The following is a 21,251-nucleotide window of genomic DNA, read 5'->3' on the forward strand; positions in this document are numbered from 1 at the left end:
AAGTCATTTACACAAAAATATTGACAGTCCCAAAAGAAGTGCATAGCTTTTCACGTAAAAGGGACAAACTCCCACCTGTCCCTAAAGGTTTATCTTCTTCTACAAAATCTAATCGATATTGCTTTACTGCTTCATTGAAGTAGGACTTAATCATATTCTTTTTATAATTAACCGTCATATAGAATTGCATAACACCAAATTTGACAAATCTATTCATGATTCGCTCAACAATTGGCGTATCCCCAATTGGCACCAGCGGCTTAGGTAAAATCTTTGTATATGGATATAATCGTGTTCCTTTTCCACCAGCCATAATAACTACTGGAATATCAATTTTATTAAATCTATTTAATACACCGTCGATAGTTTCATTCCAAAATATTATATCTTTCACTTTGTTTTTGTCATCTACAACAGGAATGGCATCAATAAATTTAGCTTTCATAATGCCGAACGCTTTTTTCTCCTCACCACATTTAACCACGTATGGATCCGTGTTCATAATATTGGATACTTCCTCATTTAAATCTCCACTTTTCAGTATCCATCTTCTGAAATCACCATCTGTAATGACTCCGCTCAATGTTCGATTTTCATTAGCAACAAGAAGTATTTTCTTTGATGTTACATCTCTTTTTTTTATGGCGTCTTTGATTGATACATCTTCACGTATAATAAGCTGCTCAACATCAACCATGATGATCACTCCTAGCTTGTATAGAAGTTAAACAATTTACTACTGAATCAACCTGCTCCTCAGTAAGGTTTGAACTGCATGGTATATTAATAACATTTTCTACATAATAATTTGCTTTTTCTATTTGATATGCTTGATTATTCTTATATGGTTTTTGTTGATGAATTAATCCCCATATAGGCCTTGTTTGAATGCCTTTATTATGCAAGGAAGTGATTAATTCATCGCGCTTTATCCCATAGGCCTTTCCGTCTACGATTAATGAATAAAACCAATAATTAGGCCTAGTACTATAATTAAATTCCAAAAGCCGTAACCCAGGAATGTCCTGTATTTTTTCTTGATATAAATAATAATTTCTTTCTTTGACCGCAATGAATTGCTCTAATTGTTCTAACTGCGCTAATCCAATTGCAGCTTGTACATTTGTCATTCTATAATTATAACCAACTTCATTATGTGTATAATACAGCCCATCATCCTTGGCTTGGGTGGATAAGTACTTAGCTTTATCCATTAAATTTTGGTTAGCTCCTACTAGCATGCCGCCTCCGCCAGTAGTAATAATTTTGTTACCATTAAAGGAATAGACGCCAAAGTCGCCAACAGTTCCAGCATATTTACCCTTATATTTCCCATCAGTGTAATAGCTGCCTAAGGATTCTGTGGCATCTTCAATTACTTTAATATTATATTTTTGAGCAACATTCATTACTCTTTCCATGTCTAGTAGATTACCAAAAATATGTACTACTAAAATGGCTTTAATTCCTTTACCTGTCTTTCTATTTATAAGCTGACCATTATCTACCTTACATTCCTGTTCAACGAATCTAATTAATTTGTCGGTATCCATGTTTAACGTATCATCACAGTCCATAAAAACAGGATCTGCTCCACAATATGTAACAGGGTTTACAGCCGCGATAAATGTTAATGAAGGTACAATCACTTCATCATTCGGGCCTACATCACTTAATTTTAATGCCAAATGTAACCCTGCTGTGCCACTTTGACAGGCTACCGCTTGTTCAAGATGAAGATAGCTTGCTATACTATCTTCAAATTTATTTATATAAGAACCACCCGTTGATACCCACTCTGTTTCAACAGCATTTGTTACATATTCTAATTCTCTTCCCTTTAAATTTGGGACTGAAAGAGGAATAAACTTTTGTGCCATTGTTCTCCTCCTATATGTTGTAAATGGTTGTTTTATATTTATCTAAATTATGTTTAAAAAACTCGATTGTTTCAGCTAAACCTTGTTCAAAAGAGTATTGAGGCTCCCAATCAGTTAGACGTTTTATTTTCTTATTAGAACCTAATAGTCTATTCACTTCACTATTTTCAGGTCTAAGTCGTTGCTCATCACAGACGATTTTAGCATTTGGATTAATTTGCTTAATCAGCTCTTCGGCAAGCTGACCAATCGAAATTTCTTGTTCCGTTGCAATATTAATTTCTTCACCAATAGTTCCTGTCGATTTAGCTATTTCGATAAAACCCTTTGCAGTGTCCTTTACGAAATTAAAATCTCTTGTCGGTGTTAATGAACCTAATTTAATCTCCTCTTGTCCAGCAAGTAATTGTGTAATAATAGTAGGTATGACAGCTCGCGCTGATTGGCGTGGACCGTATGTGTTAAATGGTCTTACAATCGTAATAGGCATATTAAAACTTCTGTAGAAAGATTCCGCTAATCGATCAGCGCCGATTTTTGTTGCTGAATATGGTGATTGTCCCTGGAAAGGATGCTGTTCATCTATCGGAACGTATTGTGCTGTTCCATATACTTCTGAAGTAGACGTCATTAACAACCTTGAAGTACCTAAATCTCGCGCAGCCTGTAGAACGTTTAAAGTCCCTTTTATATTTGTATCTACATACGTATCGGGAGAATGATAACTAAATGGAATAGCGATTAAAGCAGCTAAATGATATACTTCATCTACTCCCTTCATAGCTTCTTTTACTCCATTTGGGTCCCTAACATCACCTGTAAATACCTCAATTTCACTCATTATTTCTTTAGGGAGTGTGTCTAGCCATCCCCATGAATTAAAGGAATTGTAATAAGTAAAAGCTGTTACTGTATGTCCTTGCTTTACTAATTCTTCCGTTAAGTGGCTGCCAATAAATCCATCAGCACCTGTTATTAATACGTTTGCCATCTTCTCGCTCCTATAATAAATTGTAAGTTGAACACCAAAATCTAAAATTAAATAACCGTGCCAAGAACAGACACGGTACACTTTAACGAACTATATACGGATCAATTAAAGCATTCATACTATGATGCCAATTCTCAAATTGTGGTGTAACATGTTGCTGTATTAAATCCCTTTTGTCATGATTTGATTGCTTTTCAAACCAACTCGACATCAATTGAACCAGTTGTTGGAATGCATTAAATTGTTTCTCTAGCTCCTCTTTCGAATCAGTAAATAGCTTTGAGATCGTTTGATTTCCTCGATTAATTTGTTGTAATGCCGAAATAATATCGGAAAATACCACATCTACTTGTGGAGATACATCATTTATTAAATTACGCTCAATATACTCTAGACCTTCTCCTATAGTTACTAAAAGATCCGTATACTGTTTTATAAAGATTTGTTGTTCTGCTGTCAGGTTATTCAAATACATCACCTATTTCTTTTTATCTAGAAACATTCCATCATAATTACTTACGCTTTTATATGGATTAATATATTTCTTACTAGTTGTTTTCGTCCTCTTTAAACGAGCTATTTCGCTTTTAACATACTTTAAATGCTCATTTAAGTTCTTCTTAATATACTCATCCATAGCCAAGATTTCCTTGCCTTTAACTTGACCTTCTTCAGTTTCTGGACGCTTAATATTTAATAATATTTGTTCACGTTCAGCTAGTAAATGCTGAATTTTTTCCACATGCTCTAAACGTTCTTCTTCGACAGGTTGCCTTTGTAAAAGGTGATATAAAGATAGTGTTATATCGTAAAACCTATTTAACCGCTCCATTATACGTTACCAACTATCCCTTTTTGCTGATTTTTTGTTAATTTTATTACTTCTTTCCACGTATCACGAAACTCAACAACAAATCCTTCTACTTCATCTAAAATTTTTACATCATTTTGCATGTTTGCTTCTAACAAACGATGATTCAAATATTCATATAGCGGCATTATTTGCTTCGTAATTTCATACTCTGGATCCATTGTTATCATTAGTTCACTTACAATGTTTTGTGCTTTTTGAATATACATATTTTTCGATTCATAATTACCTTCTTCTATTCCTCTTTTTGCTAATTTAATAAATTTCAAGCATCCATTATATAGCATTAAAGTTAACTCGCTCGGTGATGCTGTTTGAATAGAATTATTTTGATATTTTTCATGTACCTGTGTTGACATTCCATCATTGCCCCTCTTTAGCCAAATTGCTGCATTAAATACATGGATTGGGAATTCATTTGTTGAATCGCCTTCTCCATTGCAGTGAACTCACGCCAATATCGATTTTCAACTTTTGTCAACCGACCTTCAAAGTCATTCATTTCGTCTTTTAAATCTCTCATCTCTCTGCCCATTGAATAACTAGAATCAACCATGGAAGGCTTTCCGGCTTTGCGTTCAATTTTTTTCATTGTGTCATATGCCGCATCTTGTAATTTATCAGCAATTCCATCTATTTCTCCTTCACCAACAAACAGCTTTGTTACTGATTCTGGATCTTCTGTAAGCGCCGAACGTAATTTCTCTTCGTCGACAACTAGTTTTCCATCACGATTTTCAAAAGATGTGGTAATACCTATTTCTGTTATATTAGAATATTGACCAGAAGTCTTTACTGATTCATACCATTCTACTCTCATTGTAGATAAGGCTCCTCCTAAAATAGGATCATTATATAAAAGACCCTTTTTAGCCTGTTCTTCCCATAGTTCTATCTCTTTTTCATCCATTTCTTTTCGTTGTGCTTCCGTTAATGGTTTAAACTCTCTATTTGGCTTCTCAGAAATACCTTTTTGAACTTCTTCAACAAATTTGTTATACGTGTCTACAAACTTCATAATGCCTTCAACAGCTCCATCAACATCATTCGTTACGTTGATATTAACTGGGTCTGCTGTCACTTTATTCAATTTAAGCTCCATACCATTTATCGTATATTCATTGTCATGTGACGTAATCTCCATTACCCCATTATAGGTAAACTTAGCATCTTGGCCACCATTTTCATTGCCAAGCTGTAACGTATTAGTTAAAAAGTTAACGTTATCGCCTTCAAATGTCATTTCGCTACCTTCAGCATTATAATTACCTGCTTCTGTACGCTCCATCATAATCTTATCTGATGACTCTTCATAGAAAACTCGTACACCAATATCTGCATTGTTCATTTCTTGAAGAACATCATTCAATGATTTATCACCAGTTATTTCAAACGTATGCGACTTCTCTCCGTCCTTCGTATGCGTTTTTATAGTAAATGAACCTTCACTAAAGCCATTAGCAAAATCTTGTTCACTTAACTTACCGTCTGGATCAATCTTTGTAGTCCCTGAAATAGATCCATCACTCACTCGATATGCTTGTGTAGCAAGTTGAGTTACATGAATGCTATAGTTTCCATTTCCAGCATTTGAGTTTGCATTAACAGTAACTGATTCTGGATTCGAAGAACTTGCTATCTTATTGTTATATGAGGATTGATATTTCATTTCCATCGCTAATTTCTCAAGTTCTGCCAGCTGTTTATTTACTTCTCTATAGGCATTTCGTTGCCACGTTAAATACGTTTTCTCTTGCTCCATTTTATCCAAAGGAATTCGCTCTGCTGTCATTAAATCCTTAACAATACTATCAATATCCATTCCTGTTGCTAATCCACCAACGCGCATCACACGCCACCACCTTTATATTTTCTTATCGACTAAAAATCCCATTAATTCTGCCATGGATGCATACAAATCTAGCATTTTCTTAGGTGGGATTTCTTTAATAATTTCTTCTGTATTAGAGTCAATAATTGTTACATAATATTCCTCTAACTTATCATGGAACTCAAACCGAATTTCTGACAATGAAGGTTTCAAAAAATTATTCAGGCTATCCACAATGGAGCGAGCCTCTTCTTTATTTATACCCTTTTCATTGGTTACTTCTTTCTTCTCTTTCACAAACGAGTGATCATCATTCATTGCCTCTGCTGTTGAAACAATAATGTGATCAGCACGCTGCAGGAGGTGTGACCCAGATAACATTTTTCCTATGTCCACTGCCATTAACCCCTCTCATCAGCCCTGTTTATATTTTATATCGGGAACCTATGATGAGTTATTAAGGAAATAAGGTTAAAAAAATGTTTTTTGGTTAAATTCATTCATAAAAAAATCCTTATATACTGGTATGCAGTGGAATTAATGCTCCAGAGCCCCATATATAAGGTGGAATAAGGAATACTTTATTAATCATTCCGTTACGAATGTACTTCATTTTTTAATTCTTTTCTTAGCTCCATAAATTTAGTATCATTCATGATTAATTCGACATGTTCTATTATTATTTGAATTAACTTAAAGAACTCTATAAAAATATATTTCTTATCTTCATTTGTATATTGTTCTTTGTCTAATAGAAATTCAAATACGTTATTAATACGGTTCACGATAAATGAAATTTGGTTTAAAATCACATCTTCCAAAATAGGCATTGATCGAATTGCCTTTAACATTTCAAGCATCTCGATAAGCTTACCATCTGATATATAATCATTTTTACTAAAGCGAACTAATTGAGCTTTAATTCGTCGAAGTTCATTGTGTAACTCATCTAGCTCTTTCACAATAATCGATATTTCATTAAGCGCTTCAGAAGTTACAACTTTAGGATTTAAGTTAAGAGCTACTTCTTCTCTTTGAGTTCTCACTTTAATTTCCTCGTATGATATATAAGGAACATGATCAATTTTCGCACCGTATTTCGCCAGATTATATACACGTACTTTATTTAAATCAAATAATTTTACTAACTGATTAAAGCTTTGCAAAAAGGAATATAATGGATACGTCGTTCCTGACTTACCACCAGCATTGTTATCGATATATAAATCTATGTTTTTATTATTTTTATCCACAAACTCGCCTTCAGCAGCCTCATCCGCATAATACTGATTATTTTCTAGCGCTAAATCTTGTCCTATTAAGTAGATTTCCGAAAACCCTAAATAATACATAACTTGTAGAGTAAAAACCGCTACAGAAGGACCAGAATAAAATGTGTTCAAATCAGGTCTTGCTTTACTCGTAATACCTTCTACAGACTCAGGAACCAATATAGCATCTCCAGTATGGTATTTTAATATATTTGAATTCACAATACTTCCAACAATTAACTTACCATTATATGAATACTCTTTAAAATGCGCTTCGTAATTAATGTCAGCTGAATCAAAGCTGGTCACAAAGTCTGGCGTAATATCATTTTTTAAAAGCAATTTCATTACAGATCCTACAGCAAACACATGAGCACCTTTTTGCAACTCTTTAATTTCTGGAATTAATTTTGAAGCGGAAGGTCCGGCAGATACAAGCACTCCTCGTTGACCTTTAAACTTATCTTTAAATTCTTCAAATAAAGATAAAGAATAGCTATACTTTAAATTTAGTAATGGTTCTATTAACCAGTCTTTTTGAAATAACTGCTGTGTATTTTGGTTCATCTTTAATATTCGTAAGCCGTTCTTCAACTGTGATATGACTTCTTTCAAGAAATCAAGGTCGGTTTTCTCATAGTTTGGATGAATATGTAATTCTATATCTACCCCAATAAACTTAGCCAATATAGATTGAAAGTCTAATATAGGTACTTCTCGATCCTTGGACTGTAAAACAGTAATATGATTAGCATGGACAAGCATTGCTTTTATTTCATCACCTATTACCACTTCACTGTAAGGTTCAATAATGATCATATGTATAATTTTTGATGGATTATTAATGAAATTTTTTACAATTTCACCATTTCCGATGCCTAGCACAATCATTACTTTCACTTGTTCTCTATGGGGATACAAAAATTGATCCATTTCAGAAACGCTATTTGAGATAGAATTTAGCGGCACACGCTTCTTATAATCAGAAAAAACGTTAATAATATTTCCTTCTTGATTAACTTCTCTTGCTATTGTGTATGGCATATAAGTTACCTTTCTTAAAATAGTATGAATAGAGCTGGTATACAATACCAGCTCTATTTTATAGATGTATTCCTCCTAAGAGAAAATACGATATTTTGTTTAAATTAACGTAATAATTGAAGTACGCCTTGTGGCTGTTGGTTCGCTTTAGCAAGCATAGCTTGAGAAGCTTGAGCCAAGATAGAAGACTTCGTTTGTTCCATCATTTCTTTCGCCATATCTACGTCACGAACACGAGATTCCGCAGCAGTTAGGTTCTCAGAAGATGTACCAAGGTTGTTAATTGTATGCTCTAGGCGGTTTTGAACAGCACCTAAGCTAGCACGCTCAGAAGATACATTGCTAATTGCAGCATCTAAATTAGAAAGCGCAGCGTTAGCACCTGTTTGTGAACCAATGTCAATTCCATCTACACCTAAACCAGACGCTGTCATAGTTGAAATAGTTACAGACATATTTTGTCCTATGTTAGCACCGATATGGAATTTACCAGAGAATGAACCATCAAGTAAGTTTTTCGTGTTAAATTCAGTATTCTCACCGATACGAGTCAATTCTTCGTTTAGTGCTGTAATCTCTTTCTGTAACTCTGCACGGTCCTCATCAGTGTTCGTATCGTTGGCAGATTGTACAGAAAGCTCACGCATACGTTGTAGGATTGCTTCACTTTCGTTTAGCGCACCTTCAGCAGTTTGGATTAAAGAAATACCATCTTGAGCATTACGTTGAGCTTGATCCAAACCACGGATTTGTCCGCGCATTTTCTCAGAGATTGCAAGACCAGCTGCATCATCCGCTGCTTTGTTAATACGTAGACCAGAAGAAAGCTTTTCCATAGATTTACTTTGCATGTTGTTTGCTGCAGAAAGTTGGCGGTGAGTGTTAAGAGCCGCAATATTGTGATTAATAATCATATTCCTATTCCTCCTTGAATAATCAGGTTCACGTCCATATGAACCTATGTAAGTATTTAGCCAAACATTTATAAGTCGGCCGCCTTATAAACTTGGCTTCTAGTTGTAATATCGGTTATTGGAGCGGATTGTTTAGTCTTTTTTTGTTTTTTTTAATAGATTTACTAGATCATTTGACACAGTAGTAGCCGCTTGGTTTTCTTGTTCAATTTTCTTGTATATTTCTTTGCGATAGATGTCGATGTCTTTCGGCGCATCGATACCTATCTTTACTTGTTCGCCTTCAACAGCGACTACTTTAATTTCGATATGATCGCCAATTTGAATGGATTCGTTTACTTTACGATTGAGAATGAGCATCAGCATGCACATCCTTTCCATTCGGCATAATAGGGTGCTTCGTTGTGTAGAGGGTGTCAGTTAAAATCATTTGCTTCCCTTTGTTGTTCGTATGGTTCACGATGATAGGTGCTTGTAAATTGGCAGTTGTGCTCGCAAATGGGTCTTGTAGTGTTAAAACGGTGAATACGGTCACTTGCTGCTTCGTTTCAATTTCTAACGAATTTAACGTACTAGCATCAATGGTAAACTCGTAATCCTTAAAGAAAACATATGGATTCGTCACGATTAAGGCTACATTCGCATTTTGCACAGATTGCATCGATTGGTAAATTCCCGCTTCGTCAATCGGCAATAGAATAAACTGCTGTTCTTGTTCAAAGCCTGGTAATCCGCTCGAAAAGTGAAATACGTCATCTTCGTTTATTTCTACTTGACCGAATAATTTCGTTTCAATTTGCATAATACCATCCTTTCTAAATCGTTATTTCAAATCCTTGTGTTCCTTTAAATGTTAAACCTTTGACGTCAAGCTCAACGGATGGATATTGTTCCATTTGCATGAATACATTCCCACGTTCATATGTCAATCTCGGCTGTTGAGGTGTTATTTCAATTACAGGTTTGTTCGGCTCCGTATGGATTTCCGCACTTCCTGGTTCATACTGAATAGACACAAGTTTATGTACAGGTATGCCACCAGGTTGCATATCGAAACGCAAAATGCTATTGCGCTCTGCTTGATTAGCAATCGGGTTCCCGCCGTTTTCAATTCGCATTAACTCATCGCCTTCTTGAGCATCTTTAGCAATTCCTTCAAGTACACTTTGTTTACCAAAAGCAGCAAAATCCTCTGAACGTTTTAATATCCCTTTCAGGTCAAGATTGTGCCACGCATTCGTTTGATCAATCGTTAACTTGGATGGGTGTTGCTTCATCGATTGATCAGCTTGCGGCTGCTCGATACGCATCTCCGCTTGTGGTTGTTCCATTTTCAATGTAGCATTTCGAGTTTGTAAACCGAGTTTCGCATCAGTCGTACGTATTTGCATTTGTGGAAAATTCATACTTCTTCCTCCTCTCTACTAGGAAAGAAAAAGCTACCTGTTTAATCAGATAGCTTATCGTAGAAAATCGACTAATGTAGGTTGAATGATTCTAGAGCCAGCACTCAATGTTGCCCGATGGACACTTTCTTGAATTTTTAAATTCATAATAACTTTAGTGATGTCCGCATCTTCAGCACCCGATAAATTCTTCGTTGCTGTTACTTCATTTAAGCTAACGCGTTTCTCCATAAGTTCTACTCGATTCATACGGGCACCAAGGTCAGCACGAGCATTGACGAAGTTATCCTTATGCTCTTGTAAATCTGCAATGGATTCATCAATGTTTCCTTCTCCAGTCCCTTCTAGACGACCGATGAACGTATCAATATCTTTGAATAAATCCTCTCCGAACACGATAGTAGGATCTGTGTTGACTTGCATTTCAATACCATCAGATACTTCAATCGTAACAGCTTCAGAGTTATCCGAAACTTGAAGGTCAGGGTTTTCCGTAATCGGTTTATTCATCGTATCATTACCGTTAAAAATGTACTTCCCGTTGATTTGTGTATTACCAATATCCTTTAAGTGATCCTTTAATTGACGTACCTCTTCCGCTATATTGTCTAGCTGATCTTGCTCATACGTACCATTACTCGCTTGCACTGCTAATTCGTTTAATCGTTGAATCGTTTGTGTCGCTTCATCTAATGCCGCATCCGTGCTGTCCATCCATTTATGCACTTCACCAATGTTCCGTTCATATTGCTCGACACCGGATAGATTCGAGCGATAATTCATCGCTTGCATAGCTGACACAGGATCGTCGGATGGTTTGTTGATTTTCTTACCAGTTGCAAGCTGCATTTGGTATTGATTCATCTTCGCATAACTATTATTCATATTTCGAAGCATGTTGTTGGATAACATATTCTGTGTTACACGCATGGCTTATTCCCCTACCTTCCTACGCGGCCCATGCCGTTAATAATCTTATCTAATGTTTCATCAATCGTTGTTAAATTACGAGCCGCTGCGTTATACGCGTGCTGGAACTTAATCATGTTAGACATTTCTTCATCTAAAGATACGCCGCTAACAGATTGGCGACGAGTACCTGCCGATAACCTTAGCGTCTCAGAGTTATGTCGTAAGCGTTGTGCCTCAGAAGATTGAATTCCCATTTCACCAATAACGCCTTGGTAATAGCTATCAAATGTCGAATCTGGTTCGCCATCGCCGTCATAATCTAGTTTCTCGTTGCGGACATCTGCTAACAGTTGTGCGTTACCACCATCACCCGAATTCATGGAAGCTGCTGCCGCAATGTTATTCGGGTCGTCTATAATGTCATCAGACACTCGTATGCGATCAGCAAATCCTTCTACATCATCTGGCTCGTCAAAGAAGTTAATCTCTTCATCTGCACCATTTTGTATTTCATTTAGGCCATATCCACCACGATGCACTTCATTAAATGCCTTAGCGAATGTATACGCCATTGTATCAAGTTCATCCATCATATCTGGATATGTACCTACCGCTTCTCCGTCCACATCCATACCATACGTCTCCATCAGCCCTAGTAACTTACCTTCTGAAGCGAAATGTTGAGCCTGCACTGAACTTCCGCCAAGCTCCAATGTACGAACAGAATCCTCATTTCCATCCATATTAATGGATAATTCATTATAGCCGTTTGTTCCATCAACAAGCGGAATACCATTTCCTTCTGCATCAGTAAAAATAGGATTCCCTTCTGCATCCACAAATTCTACTGTGTACGTACCTTCCGTTATGGCGGAGGCTTTATCACTCGTTTGCGTTTCCGTTACTTTTATATTGCCGTAATCCGACAACTTGTCTACTAAGCGATCTCGCTCATCATATAAATCATTCGGCACATATCCGTGTGCTTCTACTTCAGATATTTCTTTATTTACTTCATGAATTTGTTTTGCTAAAGAATTTATTTCGTTTTGAGCAACTTCTAGTTCATTTTTATAGTCATTTCGGATTGAAGTTAAGGAGCCGTATAAAAAATTAAACGTTTCCGCTACTGCAATCCCACGCTGCTTCACTTGCGCTCTAGCTCCAGCATCCTCTGGGTTATTGGCTAAGTCCTGCCACGCCTTCCAGAACTCATCCATCGTTTTTGATAGTCCGAAGTCAGAAGGCTCATTCATTACCTCTTCCATTTTTATAAGCCCTTCTGATCTGGTATGATAGTACCCTACTTTAGAGTTCTCTAATCGGTATTGCTCATCAAGAAACTGATCACGTACACGTTGTACCGATCCAATCTCTACACCGGAACCGACTTGTCCTGGAATTTGCGGACGGTTGCGTGATGCCGGAGGATATGGTCCTGTTTGCTCAAAGTTCACACGTTGTCTTGAATATCCATATGTGTTTGCGTTTGATATGTTATGTCCAGTCGTATATAAAGCAGATTGTTGGGCGTACATACCTCGTATCGATATTTCTAAGCCTTGAAAAGTTGACATCTCCTAACTCCCTCTCCTTACGCTTTGGAATCGAATACAGACGTCTTCGGTGCTTCAGACGCGCTGTTTCGTTGATTGCTATAATTTAAATTCTTCATAGTTGGTTGCAATAAATTTAACGAAAGCTCTATATATTGCAAGGACTGCCTTGTTATTTCTTGATTTAATTGTTCCTGTTGTTTAATTTCAGCAATGAGGGGAACGAAACGATCATAAAACTGCTGCAAAAGTTCATTTTCCTCGCCTTTTACATATGTAAGGAGCGTCGTCAAGGTTGGCTCTTCATTAGATAATTCTTGTGAAGATAACCATTCTTCGACGAGCTGCTGACGTTTCTGTTCTATTTGTGTAATGGCTTGTATATACTTGCGCTCTTTCACAAGAAGAGGTTGCAATGCTGTCGTATCGTCTCCTTGCAAAAGGGTCGTCTTCTCTTTCGATAAACGATAGAATTGTTCGTGCAACGTGTATAGCTTATCCAATGTAGCTATGATAGATGGTATGGACATGCTATATGCCCTCCTTTAGAATTACTTCCAAAATGAAATCATGTTCTTTGCTGTTTTCTTCGCATCTACATGATATTCACCGGATTGCACTTGTTGTTTCAATTGCTCAATGCGATGCTGCCGTGCTTCTTGTACTTTATTGGATTGTTGTAAATGCTTTGCCTTATTCGATATCTCCACTTTATCGTTAATAGAGGGCGCTTGCTTCATGCGCTGCTGTTGTTGCAGTTGCTTTTGATAGGGATTTAAATTGGTGTGGCCTGGTCCGCTTACTTTCATGTCTTTCACCTACTCTCTCGTATAATGTTTCACCGTTTCTTCTACCTCTATTATCGGAAATTGTAAAGAAAAGTTTAATTAATTGTGTCTGTTCCTTGAAGAGATTCCTGAATAATACGTGTTTTGTCTATGCTCGCTTTCTTTATTCGCTTTATGGACTTCTTCAATTTCTTTCTCTCGTTGTAAATCAGATTTTATTTCATTCGTACATGATCGGCACAGCTTACCTTCCTTAATTGGTCCACCGCATTTATAGCATGGATACGTTAAATTAGGGAAATTCCCTGTATGGAGCCGCTTCTCATTGACAAATTTCATAATAACATCTCGACTAACTCCTGTCGCTTCCACTACTTCATCAATGGTGGCCATACGATTTTCTTTTTTGCGAATAAACGTATACACCTTATCGAACATAGCCTCTTCCTCTTGATAACACGCATCACAAACAGACTTGATTCCCTTCACAAATAACACATTACAGTTCGGACAATTTGCTATTTCACCCATAGTTTCTTCCTCCTATACCTCTATATCTATAATGTATATATCGACAAAATAGGTCATTTGTTTAAAGCGATATTATCCACGGATCAATGTAAATGCTTCTACATGAGGACAACCGTTTTGCTGCAAGGTTTCCGCTGCAAATTGTAACGTTCGACCTGTCGTGTATATGTCGTCGATTAGTACGACAGGCTTGTAAAAAGGGGAAGGTTGTTCAAATGGGTTCGCTTGATTCATTCGTTGTTGGCGAGATTTTTTTGATTGTTTTTCCGAACGGATGCGTTGTAAAGGTTGTTCAATTGGAGCATGTAACATCTGCGCAATCATTAACGCTTGATTAAATCCTCGCTCTGCTAACCGCTCTTCACTTAACGGAATAGGGACTAGCACCACTTCTGTTGCTTTATAGTAAGCAGAAAAAACCTCGCTCGCTTTCTCCTCAAATACGTTGCCTAGCACATAATCCCCTCGAAACTTCCACTTTGCCACTACTTCCTTCATCCAGTCATTGTACGAATATACAGAAACATTGCGCTTCAAGCTAGCACCATTTTCATTCCAGCGTTGACAATCGATGCATACTCCTTTTTTCTCCATCGGCCGATAACATTGTTTGCACGTTGCTCCTTTAATCCGTTCGAATTGACTTTCACATAATTCGCACAGCACTCTTTTCTTCACTGGAGCTAGAAATGTGGACCATACAACATTTGGTATGAGCTCTTCATCACACCATAAACAATGCATGCTAGTTCCCTCCTTTACGAGCTCGAATGTTCATCGCCTCTATTTCACTTTTGGCCGCTAGCATTGCTTCCGTCTTGCCCTGATGGAAAAAGACGACATCACCATCTGGGTCTTGCGCACTCCGGCCAGCTCGTCCAGCAATTTGAATCAATGCCGCTTCATCAAATACGTGATGACCAGCGTGAAGAACGGCTACATCAATAGAAGGAAAAGTTACTCCGCGCTCCAATATCGTCGTTGCAATGAGCAAATTGAACTTCTCGTTACGGAAATCAGCAACTTTCTGTTCTCGCTCAGGGTCTTCACTGTGGACGAAAATCGCTTCATGTAGTAACGGCGCTAATTGCTCTGCCATGTTGATGGTTGGTACAAATACAATGACACGCCGCTGCTTCTCGCGCTTAGTGATAATCCATTTTCGAAAAGAGAAAGGTAGTTGACCGTTGACAATGGCTTTTTCTGTATCAAAACTATTCATGAATTGTGGGACAGGTAACGGAAAACCATGATAACGTTGAGGAACGAAAACGGTGGGGAGCTTGTTGAAGGAGGATAACAGCTTCATTTTCCATCTTGGAGTGGCCGTTAAGTACAAAAGGGCAGAATCTGGGCGCTGCGCTCTTTTGGCTACATGTTGCAAATTGCGATCAGCATGGTACGGGAAAGCATCCACTTCATCTATAATCATGACATCAAAAGCATCTGCGTACTTCATTAATTGATGTGTGGTCGCAATGACGAACAACGCTCCTTTATCCACATCCTCAGTTCCACCATACAAGGCGACGATATCCACATGTGGAAAAGCAGCTTGTAGCCTAGGTTTTAATTCACGGACGACATCTGCTCTAGGGGTAGCAAGACAGACGCGTAATCCAAGCGAAAATGCGTGTTCTAATCCAGGAAACAGCATTTCTGTCTTACCAGCTCCACACACTGCCCACACGAGCTGAGACCGCTTTTCCGTTATCGCTTGTACAATCGCTTCTGCACCTTGTTGTTGATAACGACTTAACGTCCCTTTCCAAGTGCAAGCGTTTGCAACTTTCGACCATACTGGTTGGCCACCTGTCCACAGCCACAAGGAAGTGCAGGAAGTAATCCGTCCCATTTCAATACAGACGCGGCAATAGTAACATGGATTACCGCATGGACATGGCCACGGTACGATATGACGTTGCGTTTTGTTGCCACATTTACGGCAAGCCCATCCCCACCAATGCTTTTCCATAGCTGGTATAGTAGTGAGCAAGCCGTTAGATAGGAAATCATGTTTCTGCTTAGGTGTTAAAGGAAGCTGATGTTCTAGCCAAAGCCTGCCAGCTAATTGCTTCGCTTCTGATCGTTCAGACGTTAATAACGTAGAGGGAATCCAATCGAAAGAGGGGGTAAATGAGGATAACATGTGGATAACTCCTTTATTTACTCTTATAATGAAACGCCATGCAACGCTACGGGGAATGCATGACGTTCTATGATGAGGTTATTTTTGATACCAGCCGATGCCTAGGGCTCCTTCACCGAGGTGTGTCCCAATAACTGGTCCGAAATAGCTTATTACAAACTCCACATGTGGATAAGATGCTTGCAATTCAGCCATCAATTTCTCTGCGTCTTCTTCCCGATTGGCATGTATGATAGTCGCCTTCATTGGCTTACCTTCTGCCGCTACTTCTTCAAGTAGACCTTTTACACGCTTCAAGGCTTTTTTACTTGTGCGTATTTTTTCGTATGGAACAATCTTTGTATCGACAAAGTGAAGAACAGGCTTAACTTGTAAGAGACTGCCAACTACTTTCTGTGCTCCGCTTAAACGTCCACCTCGATGTAAGTGCGTTAAATCATCGACCATGAAATAGGCACGAAGCGATTGTTTCATTTCCTTTAGTCGCTGCATAATTTGCTCAGGTGTTGCGCCGTTTTCTGCCATTTCCGCTGCTTCTAATACGTAAAATCCTTGGGCCATGCAACTAATTTCAGAATCAAATACGTGGACTTGTATATCGTCAGTCATTTCTCCAGCACTTACAGTTGATTGGTACGTTCCACTTATACCACTAGATAAATGAATGGCTACAACGGCATCGTAGCTCTGAGAAAGTTGCTCTAATTTTTCTGTGATTATCCCAATAGACGGCTGTGACGTTTTCGGTAAATCATCTGCGCCACGCACCATATCATAAAAATCAGCAGATGTCAAATCTATTTCTTCTCGATACGTTTCATTCCCAAAAGTAACACTCAGAGGAACCATATGGATATGGCAACGCTCCCGGACTTCTTGCGGAATGTAAGCCGTACTGTCCGTTAAAATTGCTGTTTTCATTATATCTTTCTCCTTATTTCTACTTTTCGAATCTATATATACGATGTGGATTGTAGGTGGTTAAACTCTTTTTTTATTTTACAGTAATTGTGGAAACTTTGCATCATGCTATTTCGGTTTATTTAGAAGTGGTGGGAATTTTTTTGAAGGATACACAAATCATGCTCTAGAAAGATTTCTCTTCCTAGAGCATGATTGCTTACTTTTATAATACTTTTACCCAGCCTTTCTTAATCGCTGTTACAACGGCTTGTGTACGGTCGGTTACGCTCATTTTCTGCAATATATTACTTACGTGGTTTTTCACCGTCTTCTCACTTATATAAAGTGACTCTGATACGCCTCGATTACTCTTGCCGTCCGCTAGTAACTGCAACACTTCACATTCTCTACGTGTTAATAAGTGCAAAGGCTTGCGGTATTCAATTGTATGAGTAACTTCTGAAGAATTCTTTGTTGAGTCCTCGGTTAGACGACGATATTCTCTTACTAAGTTATGCGTTACTTTCGGGTGAAGGTATGAGCCCCCTTCGTCAACTACCTTAATCGCCTCAATTAACGTGTCAGAATCCATTTCCTTCAATAAGTATCCTTGCGCACCAGACTTCAATGCGTGGATAACGTAATTCTCATCGTCGTGGATCGATAAAATAATAACTTTCAAGCGTGGAAATTTCTCAAGTAGTTGTGCTGTTGCCTCGACCCCGTTTACTTCTGGCATGTTGATATCCATCACTACTACGTCTGGATTCGATTGTTCCACTAATTCTACAATATTACGAGCGTCGTCTCCTTCTGCTACTACTTCAAAAGAAGGTTCAAACTCTAATATACGCTTCACACCTTCACGAAATAATTTATGGTCATCAATTAATAATAATTTTGTACTCATGTATTAGCATCCTCCCAAATCCATCTCTAGCTTTTATACAATGTGGAGTGATTTCTAGATATCCCCTACTAAATTGTTCTATTTATCTCGTTCCCCAGCATTTAATCCCATTATTTGAAAAAAGTAACCATCTATATTTATTATATAACAAAGGCATTAGAATAAATAGTAATACCTATTCGTAAACATTTATTGGAACTTCAATGTGCACCATAGTCCCTATACCTAATTTCGAATCGATAACTATTTTCCCACTTAACATCTCCACTCTTTCTTTCATACCAATAATGCCAAAAGAATTTTCAGTTTTCTGCGTCGAGTCGAAACCTTTCCCATCATCTCTCACTATAATCGTTACATTGCTTTTATTTATTTCGATTTTGACGTCAATTTTACTAGCTTCTGCATGTTTAATAGCATTTTGCGTTGCTTCTTGTACTAAACGGAAAAAAGCAACTTCATATTTGGAATGCAGACGCTTGTCGCTTCCTAGACTGGTAAAATAAACAACGGTATTATTATACTCTTCTATATTCGCTACGTACTTCTTTAATGTAGGAATTAGACCTAGATCATCTAACGCCATTGGACGTAAGTCATAAATAATTCTTCTTACTTCATACAAGGCCGAGCGCACCATTTTTCGTACGTTCTTAATTTCTTGCAATGCCTCTTCTGGTCCTCTTTCTTGATGGATTCGTCCAATAAGTTCTGATCGTAACATAACGTTTGCTAGCATTTGCGCAGGTCCGTCATGAATTTCTCTTGATAGCCGCCTCCGCTCTTCTTCTTGTGCTTCTATAATTTTCAGACCGAATGCTTGCTTTTCCCTTGCATCTTCAAGCTTTTCTGACACGTCACGAAAGTCTTCATTTAAGTAATGAAGCACGACGGATATTTTTGCACCAAGTGCTTCAGCCCGTTTAAGCGTATCTTCAATTCGACGTAGCCTAAGTTCCAAATCATCTCGTTTGTCACGCAACTGTTTTTCTTGCTCACGTTTAACGGATAATTTCATTTGAATTTGATGAGTATGTTCATAAACTTCATGAACTTCCTCTTCAGAATATTTATCAAAGTATTTGCTTACTTCAGAAAGGCGTTTACGAGAAAGACTCGCTTTCACTTCTAATTCGTCTCGTTCTTCAATGACCATCTTCACAAGCCGCTTCGTTTCTTGTAATTCTGCTACTGTTTCTTCTAGTTCATTTCTCGATTGTTCACCAATATGGAATATTTCATCTTTGCTATTTGTTACGGTCTCAATCATTTCGTTAATAATGGAATCTAGTGCTTTCTCATTGGATTTTCTTTGGGACATATGAACGTCCTCCTCCATATGTTCACATAATTATTCGTTCTTAAAGGGGTAAATTAAGGGGGTTTATGTTTGTAATTTTAGGTTTTTTACTAATTATAAGGATATAGTTAACCTTCTACCCTATCTAGTGAACGTATTGTCGTATCATGCTCTTAACTTTATAATGAAGTGTTAGGAGGGTAAATGCAATGTTAAATAACTATCTTACCGTAAAAGGAGAAGGTTCTGGAGAGCTTATTATTCAGAAGTCTCGCTTTATCGGCTATGTGAAACGAGTGGAAACAGAGGAAGATGCTAAAGCTTTCATTCAGCAAATAAAGAAGAAACATTACGATGCAACCCACAATTGCTCTGCCTATATAATCGGGGAACATGATCAAATTCAGAAAGCCCACGACGACGGCGAGCCGAGCGGAACTGCAGGAGTACCTATTTTAAATGTACTTAAACAAAAGGAATTGAAAGACACCGTTGTTGTGATTACCCGTTACTTTGGAGGAATTAAATTAGGGGCAGGTGGGCTTATTCGCGCTTATTCGAATGCCACGTCAGAAGCACTTGCTACTACTGGTATTGTGAAGCGGCAACTGATGCGCACGATGACCGTTACTGCTGATTACACGTTGTTAGGTAAATTAGAAAATGAACTTCGTGCGAGTACGTACCAAATACAGCATATTGACTATGTAGAGAACGTTCATCTCCATGTATATGTAGAGGAAGGAAAGGAGCAGTCGTTTACGGATTGGATGATTAACTTAACGAATAGCCAAGTAGAGATTACCCAAGGCGACGTTTCTTATATGGAAGAACTCATGCAATAGGACAGGTCGCTAATCCCTGTCCTTTTTGCAACTCCATATATTTCTCACTTGATAGGTAGATTGATAGATGTATTCCTTTGCTCGCTCCATGCATTCCGTTAACGTAGCCGGGCCTGGAACGATAGAAAAACAGGCTGTAAATCGGTCATTCAACTTCGTACGATCACCTGCAAGACTTCCAGATAAAAGGATTGTGGGAACGTTGTGTTCACGAGCCAGTTCCGCTACATAACTGGGCGCTTTTCCATAAGCTGTCTGATCATCACTTTGTCCTTCTCCAGTAATCACCACATCTGCATCTTCAATCGCCTCTTTTAATCCAATCATTTCAGCGACAAGGTTGGCTCCAGAACGAATTTCTCCACCTAACACCATTAAGGCAAAGCCAAGTCCTCCTGCCGCTCCTGCTCCAGGCTGCATCATTAGTGATTGGCTGCATTTCGCCTCAACACATGCACCATAGTGCGCCAACGCTTCATCATACCTACGCACTTGCTCGCTGGTGGCTCCTTTTTGCGGGCCGTACACATAGCTTGCTCCTTTAGGTCCTGTTAGTGGGTTCTCAACATCAGAAGCAATATAGATTACCGATTGATGTAACTTCTCATGGAGGCGGGAGAAATCAACCGTTTGCACATCAAAGAGATCCACTCCATAAATGCCCACTTCATCTCCTTTACAATCGTATGCTTGCATTCCTAAAGCTTGTAGCATACCTAAGCCACCATCATTACTAGAGCTACCACCAAGGGTAATCATAAGATTCGTACACCCTGAATCCAGTGCATGAGCGATCATTTCTCCAATACCATAAGTTGTCACGTGATCCGGATGACGATGTGATGCAGGAACCAGGAGCAGGCCAGCAACATTGGCACACTCTATTACAGCTGTTCCGTCTCGTAACAAGACATACCAGCTCGTGCGTTTTTCCCCTAATGGACCTGTACAAGATACATATACTTTCTCGCCACCTGCACTATACAACATACTTTCGAGGGTTCCTTCTCCTCCATCTGCCATCGGCTTACACACAACGATATCGTTTGGATTACCGGCATGAATGGCTTTCTTCATTTGCTCGCAAACTTGAATCGATGATAAACTTCCCTTATAAGAGTCAGGAGCTAAAACAATATGCAATCCATT

25 protein-coding genes are annotated in these 21,251 nt (G+C 38.2%); 1 reads left to right on the plus strand and 24 read right to left on the minus strand.

What is annotated here, in order from left to right; all coding sequences use genetic code 11:
* Positions 1 to 7 precede the first annotated feature (7 nt).
* The 23 genes from N784_RS09770 to N784_RS09880 form a co-directional block, all read right to left on the minus strand.
* The gene (locus N784_RS09770) at positions 8 to 697 is read right to left on the minus strand and encodes a sugar phosphate nucleotidyltransferase (protein WP_052127242.1); all 690 of its coding nucleotides are present in this window, start codon (positions 695 to 697) and stop codon (positions 8 to 10) included.
* On the minus strand, positions 690 to 1,880 hold the full coding sequence (locus N784_RS09775) for a LegC family aminotransferase (RefSeq protein WP_036834525.1): 1,191 nt from the start codon (positions 1,878 to 1,880) through the stop codon (positions 690 to 692). The genes N784_RS09770 and N784_RS09775 overlap by 8 nt, the downstream gene beginning before the upstream one ends.
* Before the next feature lie 10 nt (positions 1,881 to 1,890).
* The gene (locus tag N784_RS09780; RefSeq protein WP_036834527.1) at positions 1,891 to 2,871 is read right to left on the minus strand and encodes an NAD-dependent 4,6-dehydratase LegB; all 981 of its coding nucleotides are present in this window, start codon (positions 2,869 to 2,871) and stop codon (positions 1,891 to 1,893) included.
* 82 nt (positions 2,872 to 2,953) lie between these two features.
* Positions 2,954 to 3,340, minus strand: a complete 387-nt coding sequence (locus N784_RS09785; RefSeq protein WP_036834528.1) for a hypothetical protein — start codon at positions 3,338 to 3,340, stop codon at positions 2,954 to 2,956.
* Positions 3,341 to 3,349: 9 nt separating this feature from the next.
* The gene (locus N784_RS09790; protein WP_036834529.1) at positions 3,350 to 3,703 is read right to left on the minus strand and encodes a hypothetical protein; all 354 of its coding nucleotides are present in this window, start codon (positions 3,701 to 3,703) and stop codon (positions 3,350 to 3,352) included.
* Positions 3,703 to 4,101, minus strand: a complete 399-nt coding sequence (gene fliS, locus N784_RS09795) for a flagellar export chaperone FliS (RefSeq protein WP_036834530.1) — start codon at positions 4,099 to 4,101, stop codon at positions 3,703 to 3,705. The genes N784_RS09790 and fliS overlap by 1 nt, the downstream gene beginning before the upstream one ends.
* 17 nt (positions 4,102 to 4,118) lie before the next feature.
* Positions 4,119 to 5,591 (minus strand): flagellar hook-associated protein 2, encoded by a 1,473-nt coding sequence (locus N784_RS09800; RefSeq protein ID WP_036834531.1) that lies wholly within the window; start codon positions 5,589 to 5,591, stop codon positions 4,119 to 4,121.
* A 15-nt stretch (positions 5,592 to 5,606) separates the two neighbouring features.
* Positions 5,607 to 5,969 carry a flagellar protein FlaG gene (flaG, locus tag N784_RS09805; protein ID WP_036834631.1) on the minus strand — a complete coding sequence of 121 codons (363 nt, stop codon included), beginning with the start codon at positions 5,967 to 5,969 and terminating at the stop codon, positions 5,607 to 5,609.
* Between the two features lie 200 nt (positions 5,970 to 6,169).
* Positions 6,170 to 7,888, minus strand: coding sequence for a motility associated factor glycosyltransferase family protein (locus N784_RS09810; protein WP_198134417.1), 1,719 nt, complete (start codon positions 7,886 to 7,888; stop codon positions 6,170 to 6,172).
* Positions 7,889 to 7,992: 104 nt separating this feature from the next.
* Complete coding sequence (locus tag N784_RS09815; protein WP_036834535.1) at positions 7,993 to 8,802, minus strand: flagellin N-terminal helical domain-containing protein; 810 nt, start codon at positions 8,800 to 8,802, stop codon at positions 7,993 to 7,995.
* Positions 8,803 to 8,934: 132 nt separating this feature from the next.
* Positions 8,935 to 9,162, minus strand: a complete 228-nt coding sequence (csrA, locus tag N784_RS09820; protein WP_036834537.1) for a carbon storage regulator CsrA — start codon at positions 9,160 to 9,162, stop codon at positions 8,935 to 8,937.
* On the minus strand, positions 9,143 to 9,604 hold the full coding sequence (gene fliW, locus N784_RS09825) for a flagellar assembly protein FliW (RefSeq protein ID WP_052127243.1): 462 nt from the start codon (positions 9,602 to 9,604) through the stop codon (positions 9,143 to 9,145). Before fliW ends, csrA begins: the two co-directional genes overlap by 20 nt.
* Positions 9,605 to 9,617: 13 nt before the next feature.
* Positions 9,618 to 10,208, minus strand: coding sequence for a DUF6470 family protein (locus tag N784_RS09830; RefSeq protein WP_052127244.1), 591 nt, complete (start codon positions 10,206 to 10,208; stop codon positions 9,618 to 9,620).
* 54 nt (positions 10,209 to 10,262) lie between these two features.
* Positions 10,263 to 11,138 (minus strand): flagellar hook-associated protein FlgL, encoded by an 876-nt coding sequence (gene flgL, locus N784_RS09835; RefSeq protein ID WP_036834541.1) that lies wholly within the window; start codon positions 11,136 to 11,138, stop codon positions 10,263 to 10,265.
* Between the two features lie 11 nt (positions 11,139 to 11,149).
* Entirely contained in the window at positions 11,150 to 12,697 is a 1,548-nt protein-coding gene (gene flgK, locus N784_RS09840; protein WP_036834542.1) for a flagellar hook-associated protein FlgK, read from the minus strand.
* 17 nt (positions 12,698 to 12,714) lie between these two features.
* Positions 12,715 to 13,206: a flagellar protein FlgN gene (locus N784_RS09845; protein ID WP_036834545.1), complete on the minus strand. Its 492-nt coding sequence runs from the start codon at positions 13,204 to 13,206 to the stop codon at positions 12,715 to 12,717.
* Positions 13,207 to 13,227: 21 nt separating this feature from the next.
* Positions 13,228 to 13,485: a flagellar biosynthesis anti-sigma factor FlgM gene (gene flgM, locus N784_RS09850; RefSeq protein ID WP_036834546.1), complete on the minus strand. Its 258-nt coding sequence runs from the start codon at positions 13,483 to 13,485 to the stop codon at positions 13,228 to 13,230.
* 78 nt (positions 13,486 to 13,563) lie between these two features.
* The gene (locus tag N784_RS09855; protein WP_036834547.1) at positions 13,564 to 13,995 is read right to left on the minus strand and encodes a TIGR03826 family flagellar region protein; all 432 of its coding nucleotides are present in this window, start codon (positions 13,993 to 13,995) and stop codon (positions 13,564 to 13,566) included.
* A gap of 72 nt (positions 13,996 to 14,067) precedes the next feature.
* A complete protein-coding gene (locus N784_RS09860; RefSeq protein WP_036834548.1) occupies positions 14,068 to 14,739 on the minus strand; it encodes a ComF family protein in 672 nt (223 codons plus the stop codon).
* A 1-nt stretch (position 14,740) separates the two neighbouring features.
* Complete coding sequence (locus tag N784_RS09865) at positions 14,741 to 16,144, minus strand: DEAD/DEAH box helicase (protein WP_036834551.1); 1,404 nt, start codon at positions 16,142 to 16,144, stop codon at positions 14,741 to 14,743.
* 78 nt (positions 16,145 to 16,222) lie between these two features.
* Positions 16,223 to 17,065 (minus strand): DegV family protein, encoded by an 843-nt coding sequence (locus tag N784_RS09870; protein WP_036834553.1) that lies wholly within the window; start codon positions 17,063 to 17,065, stop codon positions 16,223 to 16,225.
* Between the two features lie 205 nt (positions 17,066 to 17,270).
* Entirely contained in the window at positions 17,271 to 17,957 is a 687-nt protein-coding gene (locus N784_RS09875; RefSeq protein ID WP_036834555.1) for a response regulator, read from the minus strand.
* 175 nt (positions 17,958 to 18,132) lie between these two features.
* Entirely contained in the window at positions 18,133 to 19,278 is a 1,146-nt protein-coding gene (locus N784_RS09880; protein WP_036834556.1) for a sensor histidine kinase, read from the minus strand.
* Positions 19,279 to 19,466: 188 nt separating this feature from the next.
* Here N784_RS09880 and N784_RS09885 point away from each other — a divergent pair, with 188 nt between their 5' ends.
* Positions 19,467 to 20,102, plus strand: a complete 636-nt coding sequence (locus N784_RS09885; RefSeq protein ID WP_036834558.1) for a YigZ family protein — start codon at positions 19,467 to 19,469, stop codon at positions 20,100 to 20,102.
* A gap of 9 nt (positions 20,103 to 20,111) precedes the next feature.
* On the opposite strand, the gene N784_RS09890 is transcribed toward N784_RS09885, so the two are convergent.
* Entirely contained in the window at positions 20,112 to 21,245 is a 1,134-nt protein-coding gene (locus N784_RS09890; protein ID WP_036834559.1) for a glycerate kinase, read from the minus strand.
* Positions 21,246 to 21,251 lie beyond the last annotated feature (6 nt).

It is taken from the genome of Pontibacillus litoralis JSM 072002 (genome assembly GCF_000775615.1).
Lineage (GTDB): Bacteria > Bacillota > Bacilli > Bacillales > BH030062 > Pontibacillus > Pontibacillus litoralis.